Origin of the sequence: Bradyrhizobium zhengyangense, from assembly GCF_022012435.1 — a bacterium.
GTDB classification, from domain to species: Bacteria; Pseudomonadota; Alphaproteobacteria; order Rhizobiales; family Xanthobacteraceae; genus Bradyrhizobium; species Bradyrhizobium zhengyangense.
Genome location: NZ_JAKLUA010000001.1, coordinates 900,935 through 915,388, shown reverse-complemented (window position 1 = coordinate 915,388; position 14,454 = coordinate 900,935). Strand labels below are relative to the sequence as shown.

Annotated in this window: 11 protein-coding genes; 3 read left to right on the top strand and 8 right to left on the bottom strand. The window is 63.4% G+C overall.

Annotation, left to right across the window (positions count from 1 at the left end; genetic code table 11):
* Positions 1–82 precede the first annotated feature (82 nt).
* The 6 genes from L6637_RS42380 to L6637_RS04475 form a co-directional block, all read right to left on the bottom strand.
* Entirely contained in the window at positions 83–214 is a 132-nt protein-coding gene (locus tag L6637_RS42380) for a hypothetical protein (RefSeq protein ID WP_256439977.1), read from the bottom strand.
* Positions 215–378: 164 nt separating this feature from the next.
* On the bottom strand, positions 379–1,713 hold the full coding sequence (locus tag L6637_RS04495; protein WP_237869362.1) for an ABC transporter substrate-binding protein: 1,335 nt from the start codon (positions 1,711–1,713) through the stop codon (positions 379–381).
* Positions 1,714–1,724: 11 nt separating this feature from the next.
* Positions 1,725–2,594, bottom strand: coding sequence for a carbohydrate ABC transporter permease (locus tag L6637_RS04490; RefSeq protein WP_237858258.1), 870 nt, complete (start codon positions 2,592–2,594; stop codon positions 1,725–1,727).
* Positions 2,591–3,541 (bottom strand): carbohydrate ABC transporter permease, encoded by a 951-nt coding sequence (locus L6637_RS04485; RefSeq protein ID WP_237869360.1) that lies wholly within the window; start codon positions 3,539–3,541, stop codon positions 2,591–2,593. The genes L6637_RS04490 and L6637_RS04485 overlap by 4 nt, the downstream gene beginning before the upstream one ends.
* Before the next feature lies 1 nt (position 3,542).
* On the bottom strand, positions 3,543–4,394 hold the full coding sequence (locus tag L6637_RS04480; RefSeq protein ID WP_237869357.1) for a phosphodiesterase: 852 nt from the start codon (positions 4,392–4,394) through the stop codon (positions 3,543–3,545).
* 366 nt (positions 4,395–4,760) lie between these two features.
* Complete coding sequence (locus tag L6637_RS04475; protein WP_237869355.1) at positions 4,761–6,233, bottom strand: protein adenylyltransferase SelO; 1,473 nt, start codon at positions 6,231–6,233, stop codon at positions 4,761–4,763.
* 196 nt (positions 6,234–6,429) lie between these two features.
* Between L6637_RS04475 and aspS the strand changes: the two genes are divergently transcribed.
* Complete coding sequence (gene aspS / locus L6637_RS04470) at positions 6,430–8,319, top strand: aspartate--tRNA ligase (RefSeq protein ID WP_237869353.1); 1,890 nt, start codon at positions 6,430–6,432, stop codon at positions 8,317–8,319.
* A 151-nt stretch (positions 8,320–8,470) separates the two neighbouring features.
* On the opposite strand, the gene L6637_RS04465 is transcribed toward aspS, so the two are convergent.
* Positions 8,471–10,447 carry a hypothetical protein gene (locus L6637_RS04465; RefSeq protein WP_237869351.1) on the bottom strand — a complete coding sequence of 659 codons (1,977 nt, stop codon included), beginning with the start codon at positions 10,445–10,447 and terminating at the stop codon, positions 8,471–8,473.
* A 246-nt stretch (positions 10,448–10,693) separates the two neighbouring features.
* Between L6637_RS04465 and L6637_RS04460 the strand changes: the two genes are divergently transcribed.
* Positions 10,694–13,006: an NADP-dependent malic enzyme gene (locus L6637_RS04460; protein WP_237858246.1), complete on the top strand. Its 2,313-nt coding sequence runs from the start codon at positions 10,694–10,696 to the stop codon at positions 13,004–13,006.
* 305 nt (positions 13,007–13,311) lie between these two features.
* Positions 13,312–13,764: a DoxX family protein gene (locus tag L6637_RS04455; protein WP_237858244.1), complete on the top strand. Its 453-nt coding sequence runs from the start codon at positions 13,312–13,314 to the stop codon at positions 13,762–13,764.
* A 131-nt stretch (positions 13,765–13,895) separates the two neighbouring features.
* On the opposite strand, the gene L6637_RS04450 is transcribed toward L6637_RS04455, so the two are convergent.
* Positions 13,896–14,447 carry a dihydrofolate reductase family protein gene (locus L6637_RS04450; RefSeq protein WP_237869349.1) on the bottom strand — a complete coding sequence of 184 codons (552 nt, stop codon included), beginning with the start codon at positions 14,445–14,447 and terminating at the stop codon, positions 13,896–13,898.
* Between the last annotated feature and the right edge of the window lie 7 nt (positions 14,448–14,454).

The window sequence follows — 14,454 nt, the reverse complement described above, 5'->3', positions numbered from 1 at the left end:
CGAAAGCGCTGTGATGTCAAGGGGCTCTAAGCGAATTCGAGCCTTGCATTGGGGCCAGAATCGCCTGAAGCGGGCAAAATTCCTATTCGTAACGGATCCGGTGCGAGGATTTGCGGGCGCAGGGCAGCGCCACCACCACCAGGCACATGCCAACCAGCGCCAATCCCAGGAACTCGAAAACCAGCAAATCCACGGCGGAAATCTCCAGAAACATCGTTAGATTTGTCGGGGGTGCGTTGAGGGTCTGTTAATTCTCGTGGTTACCGGCGCCGCGGGCGGTCGGATGGTGGATGGGGGGTTAACGGGGGTACCCGACCAAAAGAAATTCGGCGCCCCGCGTGACGGAGCGCCGATGTTCGTTTGCCGGTGCGGGCAGCCTTACGGCAGCTTCAGCGACGTTTCCGCATTGTACGGCTTGAGCGTCTCATCCGCGGCTTTCTGAGCGGCGACGAGGGCTTCCTTCGGCTGCTTCTTGCCGTTGAGGACCAGCATCACCTCGTCCTCGAGGTTCTTGCGAACCGGCACGGTCTTGTAGGTCGCGAACCAGGGCTTGGCGACGTCGAGCTGCTCGACAGCGGTCTTGGCGTCCGGGTTCTTGTTGAGGAAGTCGACCATGTCAGGCGTCTTGTAGGCGGCCATGTTGGGCGCGAAGTAACCCGTGGCGCGGCTCCACCAGGCGCTCTTCTCGGGCGAGGTCATCCACTTGATCAGCGTCCAGGCGGCCTTTTGCTTGTCGGCTTCGACGCCGGCCGGAATGATCAGCGAGGCGCCGCCGATCGGCACGGCGTTGCGGACATTGCGCGGGATGAAGGCGACCTTGTAGTTGAACTTGGCGTTCTCGCGCACATAGGTCAGCGAGCCCGTCGACAGCATCATCATCGCGGCGTTGCCGGAGATGAAGGAGGTGCTGACGGCAGGGCCAGGCGTGGCGCCGGGCGGGTGAACCTTGTGCTTGCTCACGAGGTCGCTCCACCAGGTCAGCGCGCCGAGCATCGAAGGCGTGTCGTAATAGACTTCGCCGCCGAACTCCTCGTTGTAGTAGCGCCCGCCATTGGTCATGGTGAGCGTTTCCATCATCCAGCCGCAATAGTCATAGGCGCAGGGGATCGCGATGCCCCATTGCGTGACCTTGTCGCCCTCGCGCTTGGTGAGCTTCTTGGCCCAGTCGGTGAGCTCGGCCCAGGTCTGCGGCGGCTTGCTCGGATCGAGGCCGGCTTCCTTGGCCTTGTCGGCGTTGATGTAGAGCAGCGGCGTCGAATTCTGGAAGGGGACGCCATAGACCGAGCGATTGATCACCGCATTGCCGCTGAGCGCCGGGAAAAACTGGCCGAGGAATTGCTCCTTGGTGCTGCCGTCGGCGGCGATCAGACTGTCGAGATTGGTCAGCTCGCTCTCGATCTGCATGTCGAGCAGGAAGTTGGCCGACATGATCACGGCGGACGGCGGCTTGCCGGCCTTGATCGAGGCGCGCGTCTTGATCAGCGTGTCGTCATAGGAGCCGGTGTAGACGGCGGTCGCCTTGATGTCGGGGTGACCGTCGTTGAACTCCTTGATCAAGGTGCCCATGTCGCGGGCGAGCTTGCCGTCGACGGGCACGGGGAAGAACAGGTCGATCTCGGTCGGACCTTCACCGGCGAGGGCCGGAAAGGCGAGCGCACTTGCCAAAGAGCCTGCCAGGGCGAGGCCGAGCGTGAGCCGGCGGGAGAACAGCATCGGAAAATCTCCTATTTGATGCCTGAGGTGACGAAAGAACTGATGAAACGCTTCTGGAAGATCAGGAAGGTGATGAGCAGCGGTGCGATCACCATCAGCGTGCCGGCGGCGATGGTGCCCCAGGCCTGCGTGCCTTCGGCGGTCGCGGTGAAGACCGACAGGCCAACCGTGAGCGGCCGCTTGTCCGGCGAGTTGATCACCATCAGCGGCCACAGGAAGTCGTTCCAGTGGCTGGTGACGGAGATGATGGCGAAGGCGGAGAAGCTCGGGATCGACAGCGGCACATAGATGTGGCGGATGCGCTGGATCAGACTGGCGCCATCGATCAGCGCCGCGTCTTCCAGCTCGGTCGGGATGGCCTCGAACGCCTGGCGCATCAGAAAGGTGCCGAAGGCGGAGGCGAAGAACGGCATCATCACGCCGGCGAGCGTGTCGTAGAGGCCAAACTGCGCGATGATGCGCAGGTTCGGCACGATCAGCAGCACCGGCACCAGCATCAGCTGCATCAGGAACAGATAGAAGATCAGCGTCTTGCCGGCGAAATCGAGCCGCGCGAACGCGAAGCCCGCCAGCGTGATCGTGAAGAACTGCACCAGGAGGATGCCGGTGCAGATGATGGTGGTGTTGAGGAAGTAGCGCGGGAAGTCGCCGATCTCCCAGGCGTCCCTGATATTGTCGAGCGTCGGTTTGAGGCTCGGGATCAGCTCGGCCATCAGGTTGATGCCGTCGGAGGCCGGGCGCAGGCTCGCAACCCCCATCCACAGGAACGGGATCAACCAAGCGAGCGCGAGCAGCACCGTCAGCAGGAAGCCGAGTTTTGGCGTGATCTCGTTACGGGTGGCGAGCGGGGCGTCCTTGTACAGCTTGTCGATCAGCTTCATGGCCCGCCCTCGCGCTTCGCCATGGTGCGGAACGACAGCGCAGTGAGCGCCATCAGGGCTGCGAGGGTCAGTAGCGTTGCGGCCGAAGCCATGCCGATGTCGTAATGTTCGACGGCCTGCTGGTAGATGTAGAACAGCACGAGATTGGTGGCGTTCGACGGGCCGCCCTTGGTCATGACGAAGACGTGGTCGACCTGCGTCACAGCGTTGAGCGTGGCAATGACGGTGACGAACAGGAAGGTCGGCTTGAGCTCCGGCAGGATGATATAGCGCAGCCGCATGAAGGGACCGGCGCCATCGAGATGCGCCGCCTCCATCACATCCTCCGGCACAGCCTGGAGGCCGGCGAGGAAGAACAGCATGTAATAGCCCGCGTTCTTCCAGATGGTGATGACCATGATCGCGTAGAGCGCGATGTCGGGGTCGCCGAGCCAGTTCGGCAGCACCGGCAGCAGCCGGCCGAGATAGTAGTCGAGCAGGCCGACATTGGGCAGGAATATGAACAGGAATAGCGCGGATGCCGCGACCATCGGGATCAGCACCGGCAGGAACAGCGCAGCCCGCAGTGCGCTTGTCACCGCATTGGTGCGCGCGAGCGCCAGCGCGAACAAGAGCGCGAGGCCGATGCTGGGGATCGCGGTGCCGATGGCGTAGATCGCGTTGTTGACGACAGCGCCGGTGAAGGCCGGGTCCGCCAGCACCGCAGCGATATTGTCGAGGCCGACAAACCGCAGCGGCGCCTTCGGTGTGGCGCGCTGGTAGAGCGCATCGATGACCACGCGTCCCATCGCACCGTAAGTGAACAGCGCGAGGAAGACCACCGAGGGCAGCAGCAGTAGATAGGCTGGGAGTGAAGCTTTGAGGCGCGCGGCGAACCGCGTCACGATACGCAGGCGCGGCGGCGCCGATGCCGCGACCGGGAGAGCCGCGGGTTCTGCGAGGCTCATGTCACCGTGCCGGGAAATTGAGCGCATAGTCGCGGCCGTCGACGCCCGCGGGCGGGTCGAAGGGGAAGCGCAGACTGGTGTCGAGGAAGTCGTGGCTGTGCACGACGAGGTTCTCGTCGTCGATCAGCACCACGCCATAGGCCGGCGGCTCGTGGCTTGCCAGATGGTCGGCGGCAGCGGCATCGAGCTCGAACCAGACTTGGTGGTTGGTGCCGCGCAACGTCGAGAACGGGATCTTGCCGTAGCTGCCAAAGATCGGCCGGTGCACATGACCGAAGAAGAGGTGACGGATGCGCGCGCGATAGGGGGCGATCACCTCGGCGAATTCGGCGCTCTGCTTCAGCGCGATCTCGTCCATCGCGTGGACGCCGACCGGGAAGGGCGGATGGTGCATGAACACGACGAACGGCTGGTCCGCTGGCGCAACTGCGAGCGTCTTGGCCAGCCAGTCGAAGCGCTTTGCGCACATCTGGCCGGCATGGCTGGTCTCGTCCAGCGTGTCCAGGAACACGAACAGGCCGTGCTCGGTGGTGCGGGTGCCCTGCACGAAACCATTGGGATCGCGCGGCGCGGCTTTCAGGCTGTCGAGACAGGTCACGCGCTTGTCGTGATTGCCGACCATGGCGATGTACGGCATTTTCAGCGCGGCCATCGCCTCTGCGAAATTGGCGTAGGACTCGGGCTCGCCCCAATGGGTGAGGTCGCCGGTCACGACCGCGAAGGCGGCATCCGATTGGTGCTTGTTGATGTCGGCGATCGCCGCATCAAGCCGCGCGCGCGGGTCGAGGCCATAGAGCTTCAGCCCGGGGTTGGCGAGATGCGTGTCGGTGATGTGGATGAACTTGAAGGGCATGGCGGGCTTGTCAGGACTCTTGGAGGACGGGCGCCTCCGGCAAGACGGCCCGCCAGCCGGTTAGAGTGAGAGTGTTTCAGTTTGATGACAGTGGTTGCCTGTGCCTGGAATTGTTGGGCAGAACGGCAGCGAGCGTCAATCCGCTCATCTCGCGGTGCGGTAGTCGCCCGAACGCACAAGATCGAAAACAACCCCATGCACAGTAGCCGAGGGTAACCGGGCGAGCGGCTTGGACGCCGTTCGACATGCGTTGACACGTCGGGCAAAGCAGCAGCATTATAGCATTATCGGAAAATCCGCAGAGCGTCGCCGGGGCGCCTTGCGAGGGGGCTGGACGGACGGGCGAGGTGCGAAGCCTCGCCTACGTCACGTTCCGCAGAACGTCTGCAACACCCGCTGGTCCGGCAGCGGCGGATCGGCGTAGGCCGCATACTCCGGCTGGTCCTCGTACGGCTTCGCCAGCACCTTCACCAGTTCCTCGAACGGCGCGTAATTGTCATCGTTCACTGCGGCCTGGATCACGGCCTCGACGCGGTGGTTGCGCGGGATAAAGACCGGGTTGACGGCGTGCATCGCCGCCTGCCGCTCGGCAGGCGTCTGTGGCTCCAGCGCAATGCGTGCGCGCCAGCGGCCGGCCCACTCGTCGAAGGCGCCGGGCTCCATGAATTGCGCGCGGACGTCGGCGCTGTCATCAACGGCGGCGTCACCAAGCTTGCGGAAAGTCAGGGTGAAGTCGGCCTGGTTCTTGGCCATGGCGTCGAGCAGGTCCTGGATCAGCGCTTCGTCGCCGTCGCGCTCCGTGAACAGGCCGACCTTCCTGCGCAGGCCGGCCTGATAGGCGGCGCTGAACGTCTCGGAGAACGCGCCGAGAATGTCCTGCGCTTCCGCGACCGCCTTCTCCTGGTCGTCGGAGAACAGCGGCAGCAGGCATTCGGCAAGGCGCGTCAGATTCCACAGGCCGATGCGCGGCTGGTTGGCGTAGGCGTAGCGGCCCATCTCGTCGATCGACGAAAACACCTGGGCGGGATTGTAGGCATCCATGAAGGCGCAGGGGCCGTAATCGATGGTCTCTCCGGAGATGGAAGAGTTGTCGGTGTTCATCACGCCATGGATGAAACCGACCAGCAGCCAGCGCGCGATCAACTCGGCCTGGCGCGCGACGACGCCCGCGAGCAGGGCGTGATAGGGCCGCTCGGCGTGAAGCAGGTCCGGATAGTGCCTGATGATGACGTGATCGGCGAGCCGGCGGATCGCATCGGTGTCGCGGCGGACCGCGAAGAACTGGAAGGTGCCGACACGGATGTGGCTAGAGGCGACGCGGGTCAGCACCGCGCCCGGCAGCACGGTCTCGCGGATGACAGGCTCGCCGGTGATGACGGCGGCCAGCGAACGCGTGGTGGGAATGCCGAGAGCGTACATGGCCTCGCTGACGATATACTCGCGCAGCACCGGCCCTAGCGCGGCCCGGCCGTCGCCGCGGCGGGAGAACGGAGTGGGGCCCGAGCCCTTGAGCTGAATGTCGCGTCGGATGCCGTCGCGGTCGATGACCTCGCCGAGCAGGATGGCGCGGCCGTCGCCGAGCTGCGGCACGAAATGTCCGAACTGATGGCCGGCATAGGCCATGGCGATGGGATCAGCTCCGGCGGGAACCGTCTTGCCGGCCAGGATTTCGGCGCCTTCCGGGGTCTCCAGCATGTCAGGTTCGAGCCCGAGCTGGACCGCCAGCGGCCGGTTCAGCTTGATCAGCCGGGGCGCGGATACAGGGGTCGGCGCGACGCGGGCAAAGAAGCTGTCCGGCAGCGCGGAATAGGAGTTCTGGAAGGGGAAATGGACCGTCATGGCCTCAAGATAGGGCTGGAACGCCTGATGGCAAAGGCTTGGGCCCAAATGGCCCAAAAAGGGGCCGTTGGGGCCCGAAACAGGGCGTTCCCTCGGTTGCCGCCTTGGTCCTCCCGAGGTAAACCCTGCCGCAACTTCGGACCGGTCGTTTCAGGCCGTCCGATTCGCTTCCTCCGACATTAATTTTGGGACGACCATGCATCGCTACCGGTCACATACATGCGGCGCGCTCCGCGAGAGCAACATCGGCGAGACCATTCGCCTCTCGGGCTGGGTCCATCGCGTTCGCGACCATGGCGGCGTGCTGTTCATCGATTTGCGCGACCATTACGGCCTGACCCAGTGCGTGGTCGATCCGGACTCGCCGGCATTCGCGCTGGCCGAGAAGCTGCGCTCGGAATTCGTGGTGCAGGTGGACGGCAGAGCTCGTCGCCGTCCTGTAGGTACCGACAATGACGAACTGCCGACCGGCAGGGTTGAGGTCTATGTCGACAGGATCGAGGTGCTTGGCCCGGCAGCTGATCTGCCGCTACCCGTCTTTGGCGATCAGGAATACCCCGAGGACATCCGCCTGAAGTATCGCTTCCTCGACCTGCGTCGCGAGAAGCTGCACCAGAACATCATGACCCGCGTCGAGATCATCAAGTCGATGCGCCGGCGCATGGAGGGGCAGGGCTTCTTCGAATTCAACACGCCAATCCTGACCGCATCCTCGCCGGAAGGCGCGCGCGACTTCCTGGTGCCCTCGCGGATCCATCCGGGCAAGTTCTATGCGCTGCCGCAGGCGCCGCAGCAGTACAAGCAGCTGCTGATGATGTCTGGCTTCGATCGCTACTTCCAGATCGCGCCCTGCTTCCGCGACGAGGACCCGCGCGCCGACCGTCTGCCGGGCGAGTTCTACCAGCTCGACGTCGAGATGAGCTTTGTTGAACAAGAGAATGTCTTCGAAACGATGGAGCCGGTTATCACCGGCGTATTCGAGGAATTCGCGAAGGGCAAACCTGTTACAAAAGTCTGGCCGCGGATGTCTTATACCGCTGCTGTACGCGCCTACGGATCGGATAAGCCCGATTTGAGGTCCCCACTCATAATCCACGATGTGTCTAGGATATTTAGGCAGTCGGGGTTTGGCATTTTTGCTAGGGCTTTGGAATCGAACCCTTCCGTGAGGGTCTGGGCAATACCAGCTCCGGGCGGAGGATCGCGAGCCTTTTGCGATCGTATGGATAGCTGGGCAAAGTCAGAGGGGCAGCCAGGTCTAGCTTATATTTTCTGGCGTGATGGCGAAGAGGGTGGTGCCGGACCAGTGGCAAAGAACCTTGGCCTAGATCGTACTGAGATACTCCGGCGCGGCCTAGATGGAAGGTTGAGTGAGTGGATTGAGTTGCCTGCTCCCGAGATGAATGATCTCGGATTGGAGTTTTTCCCTGAGGAGCTTGCCGATCGGTACAGGCAACTTCGTCCGGTGGGTATGAACCCTGGAGATTCCGTATTCTTCGTGCTCGGAAAACCGGGGGATATGGCACGATTTGCTGGGCTCGCTCGCATGAAGATATCGGACGAGCTGAACCTAATGGACAAGGAGCGGTTCGAGCTTGCTTGGATCGTTGACTTCCCGATGTATGAGTACAACGAGGAGGACAAGAAGGTCGACTTCTCGCACAACCCATTCTCGATGCCGCAAGGTGGCCTAGAGGCATTGGAGACAAAAGATCCTCTGTCGATCATGGCATACCAGTACGATATTGTTTGCAACGGCTATGAGATCGCCTCGGGCGGCATCCGCAACCACGTGCCGGAAGCCATGGTGAAGGCGTTCGAGATTGCGGGCTACGGCGAGCAGGAAGTGGTCGAGCGTTTCGGCGGCATGTATCGCGCGTTCCAATACGGCGCGCCGCCGCATGGCGGCATGGCCGCGGGTGTCGACCGCATCGTGATGCTGCTCTGTGGCACCACGAATCTGCGCGAGATATCGCTGTTCCCGATGAACCAGCAGGCCATGGACCTGCTGATGGGTGCGCCGTCGGAAGCGACGACCAAACAGCTCCGCGAGCTGCATGTGCGGGTGAACCTGCCGCAGAAGTGAGGGTCTTGCCTCTCCCTGCTTGCAGGGGGAGGCCATGCTGCCTCCACACCGTCATTGCGAGCGCAGCGAAGCAATCCAGAGTCCCTCCGCGGAAAGATGCTGGATTGCTTCGCTGCGCTCGCAATGACGTGGAGAGAGCTGCGCCGCTCTCCTAAAGCCCCGTCGACGCCTCGATCCTGAACTGCGCCAATGCGCTCTGCGGATCGGTCTGCAGCAGCTGCATGATCTGCATCAGCGGCGCCTTGGCGCGGGGCGTGAGCTTGATGACGAGCGTCTGGCCCGGCGTCTCGATGAAACTTGCGATGGCGTCCACCGCCGCACCCGCATCCGGATTGGCAGAGGCGATCTCCTCCCGATGCACCCTGACGCTGTCGGCGAGCGTCTGGCGTGCGGTGTCACGGCTCACATTCTGGCTGCGTGCATATTGCGTCGCCGCGGCCTCGACGCCGCCATTGTCACGCAGCGCGAACGCGAGCGCGCCGGCCTCGATCCTTGCTGCCTGGCCCATGAGCTGCGCGGGATCGGTCGAAAACACCTCGCGCGACACGTTGCCGAGCGTGATGCCCAATTGCGCTTTTGCGATCCCTCCGATGTCGAGCGTCGCCGGCGCCAGGGCGAAGCTGTTCGACTGTTCTGTCCACGCCGCGCCAAGATCGAGGTCGATTGCGAGCTTGTCGATCCCGGCGCCGATCAACGGGAGTTGCTTCGGGTCGGACGGATCGGTCGGCGTGACAAATTTCGCAACCACGTGCGCCTTGCTCGGGATCGAGCCGACCAGCTGCCCCCAGTCGAGGCTCACTGTATCGATCGTGACCAGCTTCTTGGTGGTCTTGAAGGGCGCAACCACGCCCTTGATCTCGGCACCCGCCAGCACGCCGAATAGCCCTAGCATTTGATCCGGCGAGGGCGGCCGCCCGGCACTCTTCGTGAGGTCTGCGGCCCAGCGCATCAGGTTCGCGACGCTGAAGGACTTCAGCGCGAAGCGCTCCATCTTGAATTGACCCTGCGGAGACGGCGTGTCGACGCCCTCGATCGCGAATTCGCCATCCTGGTACCTGACGAGATTGATGCTGCCCATGCCTTGCGGCGTTGCCATCGACGTCTTGCCCATCTCGATCTTGCCGATGCGAAGGCCTTCGTAGAAGCTGGCAAGCTTCTCCATGATCTCGCGCGTTTGCGCCGGCGTCGGCGGGGCTGATTTGTCCTGCGGCAGCGCTGCAAACAGGTCGGCCAGGCGGAATTTCGACGGCTGAACGGCGATGTCGCTCATGCTGAAGCTGTCGATATCGACGCGCACCCCTTGTGCCGATTTGAGCACATAGGGGCCAGCGGAGACCTGCCGGTAGACACGACGGTAGTTGTCGTCAGCCTTCGTCTGCGGATCGAGCGCGGCGCGGATCACGGTCGCATCGAAATCGTTGACGGCGATGTTCGATAGTTCGCCCGTCAGCCTGTCCGGCTTGCCCGGCTGCTTCACGTCGATCGAAATGGTCGCGCGATCCGCTTTCATCGCGTCGACCTTGCCGTGCACGATGTTCTGGATCGCCAGCCCTGAGTAGGTGACCTCACCGCTGCCGCCGGCCGAGCCGCCGGAATCGAAGGTCATTGTCAGGGTCGGGGCCGTGAGCGATGACGCCCTGATACCGACATACTGGTCGAGCGCATAGCGGTACATCTCGATCAGGGAGTTGTCCGGCAATGCAGTCCAGCTGCTGTGGACGGGACCGGCATAGTCGCGGATCGTGAGCTGCGGGAGCTTGTAGGACACCTTCAGCTTGGCCGGACCAATCTGGTCCAGCGCGACCTCAACGCCCGTGATGTCGATGCTGTCGGCTGAAAACCTGAGTTCGTCGACCTGGCGAACGCCAATGCCTTTGATGCCGGCGATCCTGACCTGCGCCTGCGGCTGCTTGCCGGGATCGATGACGATGTCTTCGATAGCCAAGGTGCGCGTCCGCAAATCGAACTCGACCTTGCCGTGGCTCGCCTTGCCGCCTTGCTCGCGGATCTGCTCGAACGCCGCCTCGACCTCGGCGGTGGCGCGATGCTTGGCATAGGCGTTGAAGCCGAACCACCCGCCCACGGCGAGCACGGCTACAACGATCAGGCCGATCAGGATCCGCTTCATTCCCAGCTCCAGTTGCTCGTAGTGTGCTGCGCAACCTGCCATATTTGGGAAACGTCGCAAGGTCTAGGGAAAGCTAGCGCTTTCAGATATTTGACGGATGGCCCTGTTGATGGGGACACAATCGGATGTTGCCACCGGGCCGTCGGCCGTGCTTCATCCCGTTTCCACGACCCGGAAATAGCGTCCGCTTGGACGACCGCTCCGGATGATGCATTTTGAGGCCGGTAACGCGAGGCAAGAGACCGCATGTCGTCCTATTCTGATGATCTCCACCAGGCGGCGCTGGCCTATCACCGTCTGCCGCGCCCCGGAAAGCTCGAGATCCAGGCGAGCAAGCCGCTGGCCAACCAGCGCGACCTCGCGCTTGCCTATTCTCCGGGCGTTGCGGCCGCCTGTACCGAGATCGCCAAGAACCCGGCGGAAGCCGCGACCCTGACCACCCGCGCCAATCTGGTCGCCGTTGTCTCCAACGGCACCGCCGTGCTCGGCCTCGGCAATATCGGCCCGCTGGCCTCCAAGCCTGTCATGGAGGGCAAGGCCGTCCTGTTCAAGAAATTCGCCGGCATCGACGTGTTCGACATCGAGATCGCCGCCGACACCATCGACCGCGTGGTCGAGACGGTCGCTGCGCTCGAGCCGACTTTCGGCGGCATCAATCTGGAAGACATCCGAGGACCGGAGTGCTTCGAGATCGAGGCGCAGCTGAAGGAGCGCATGAAGATCCCGGTCTTCCATGACGACCAGCACGGCACCGCGATCATCGTTGCCGCTGCCATCACCAATGGGCTCAGGCTGAACGGCAAGAAGCTGTCGGACGTCAAGATCGTGGCGTCGGGGGCAGGGGCCGCCGCGATCGCCACGCTCAACCTTCTCGTGTCGATGGGCGCACAGCGCAAGAACATCTGGGTCTGCGACATCGACGGCCTCGTCCATGAGGGCCGCAACACCTCGATGGACCGCTGGAAGGCGGTCTATGCGCAGAAGACCGACAAGCGCACGCTCGGCGACGTCATCGGCGGCGCCGACATCTTCATCGGCCTGTCGGCACCCGGCGTGCTCAAGCCCGAGATGGCCAAGGCCATGGGCGAGAAGCCCCTGATCATGGCGCTGGCCAATCCGACGCCTGAGATCATGCCGGAAGAAGCGCGAAAAGTGCGTCCCGACGCCATGATCTGCACCGGACGCTCGGACTATCCGAACCAGGTCAACAACGTCCTGTGCTTTCCCTTCATCTTCCGCGGCGCGCTCGATGTCGGCGCCAGCGCCATCAACGAGGAGATGAAGCACGCCGCGGTCGAGGCCATTGCGCAGCTCGCGCGCGAGGCGCCGTCGGATGCAGTCTCCCAGAGCAGCCTCGACACCGGCGAGACGGGCGGCTTCGGCCCGGGCTCGCTGATCCCCAGCCCCTTTGATCCGCGGCTGATCCTGCGGATCGCGCCGGCGGTGGCGAAGGCGGCGATGGAATCAGGCGTCGCGACGCGCCCGATCACCAATTTCGACGAATATCGCGCGCTGCTCGAGCGCTTCGCCTTCCGCTCCGGCCTCGTCATGAAGCCGATGTTCGCCAAGGCCAAGACCCAGCCGGTGCGCGTGATCTACGCCGAAGGCGAGGACGAGCGCGTGCTGCGCGCCACGCAAGTGGTGCTGGAGGAGAAGCTGGCGACGCCGATCCTGGTCGGCCGCCCCTCGGTGGTGGAGGCGCGCATCAAGCGCTTCGGCCTCTCGATCAAGGCGGGCAAGGATTTCGATCTCGTCAATCCCGAGGACGATCCGCGCTATCGCTCCTATGTCCAGTCTTATGTCGAGGTCGCCGGCCGCCGCGGCGTGACGCCCGATGCGGCGCGCACGGTGGTTCGCACCAACAACACCGTCATCGCCGCGCTCGCCGTGACGCGCGGGGAGGCGGACGCGATGCTCTGCGGCGTCGAAGGCCGCTATATGAGCCATCTGCGTCATGTCCGCGAGATCGTCGGCTTCTCGCCCGGCATCAGCGATTACGCGGCGCTTGCGCTGCTGATCACCAGCAAGGGCGCGTTCTTCATCGCCGATACCCAAGTGAGGCCCAATCCGAGCGCCGAAGAGCTCGCCGAGATCGCCTCGCTCGCGGCGGTCCACGTCCAGCGCTTCACCATCAAGCCGAAGATCGCCTTCGTCTCGCACTCCGATTTCGGCAGCTACGACACCGACTCCTCGCGCAAAATGCGCCGGGCGACGCAGCTGTTGAAGGAGAAGCACCCGGAGATCGAGGCCGATGGCGAAATGCAGGGCGATACCGCGCTCTCCGCTGCGGCGCGGCGCATGGTTCTGCCGCACTCCAAGCTGGAGGGCGAGGCCAACATCATGATCATGCCGAACCTGGACACCGCCAACGTCGCCTATCAGATGATCAAGTCGCTGGCGGACGCGCTGCCCGTCGGCCCGATCCTGATCGGCCCGGCGCGGACCGCCCACATCCTCACGCCCTCGGTGACCGCCCGCGGCATCCTCAACATGACGGCGGTCGCGGTTGTGGAGGCGCAGGAGCGTGCAGCGCGGCAGCAGCCGACGCTGTTTACGTAAGGGTCGTGGCCTCCTTCGCCTCTCCCCGCGTGCGGGGAGAGGCCGGAGTTTGCGGAAGCAAATTCCGGGTGTGGGGGAGTCTCCGCTAGTCCACTCTCATCGTGATTGCCGAGGCAGCCCCTCACCCCAACCCTCGCAGCGCGAGCGAAGCCCGTCGCGGCCCCGTAACAACGGGGAGAGGGAGCAGCCACTCCACCATTCTTGAATAACTTTCAGTTTCCCATTTCCCCGTTTGAAAACCGCAAACGGACTCTTCATAATCCTAGAAGCGCGTTCCGTGCTCAGCATTTGCCAAGGGGCCGACCATGCCAGCGTTCGTGACTTTCGGGCGGATCCTGTTCGCCGTGCTGTTCATCTACACGGGCGCGACCAAGCTCATCGCCATCCAGGCGACGGCCGATTTCATTGCGGGCAAGATCGTAGTGCCCGATGTGATCGCGCCCTACGCCAAGCAGGTCGAGACGGCGACCGCGATGACCACGCCGCAGCTTCTGGCGATTGCGATCGGCGGGCTCGAAATCGTCGCAGGCCTGATGATCGCACTGAATTTCGGCGCGCGTTTCTTCGCAATGCTGATGGTGATCTACATCGCGGTGTCGACCGTCCTGTTCTCCGATTTCTGGAACCAGACTGCGCCTGAGAACGCCGCGGTGGTGATCGACGCGCTGAAGAATCTTTCGATCATCGGCGCGCTGTTCATGATCATGGGCTATGGCCGCGCGACGCGCTCGGCCGAGACGGCTTACGGGGACGTTTGAGCGCTAAAGCGCGATGAGATTGGGTTGAATCCTCATCGCGCTTCAGCTCTTTGTTTGAGCATGATCTCCGCGCAAACGCGTTCCGCGTTTGTCGCGAGGGAAAACCGCTTCACACTTTTCCGGATCATGCTCTAGGCCCGCCGCCATGGCGTGACCGTGACGTCATGCGTTGCGTCGAGCACGTAAGGCGTGCCTGGCGTCATCCCGTGTGACGTCAGCACCTCGTGCGGCGTCCGCCTGGGCACATCGACGAAGCAGCCCTCTCCGCCGGGCAACTGCACATGGGGGGCTTCCGACAGCCAGAAGGTGTCGTAGCGGTCCATGAACATGTCGAACACCACGGGGCCGCCAATGATCGCGACCCGCCCCGAGGCGACATCGGCAAACGCGCAGGCCTCCGCGAAGCTCGAATAGTGCGGATTCCACAGCGTCGCGTTTGGCATCTCGGGATCGACGGTGAGGGCCTTGATCTTGCGGGTCAGGATCAGCCGCTTGCGCTTGGGCGAGTTCGGCTGCCCCTCGTGCGAGTTGCGGCCGTGCACGATCAGCGCGGCGCCATCGAGCGCCTGCTCGAAGAACAGTTTGTCGCCTTCGAACTTCAGACTGTTGGGCATGACATGGCTGGCGTCGGCAAGCATGCCGTCCGCCGAGACGATGACGTAGCCTTCGAAATGGAACGACAAATGACGA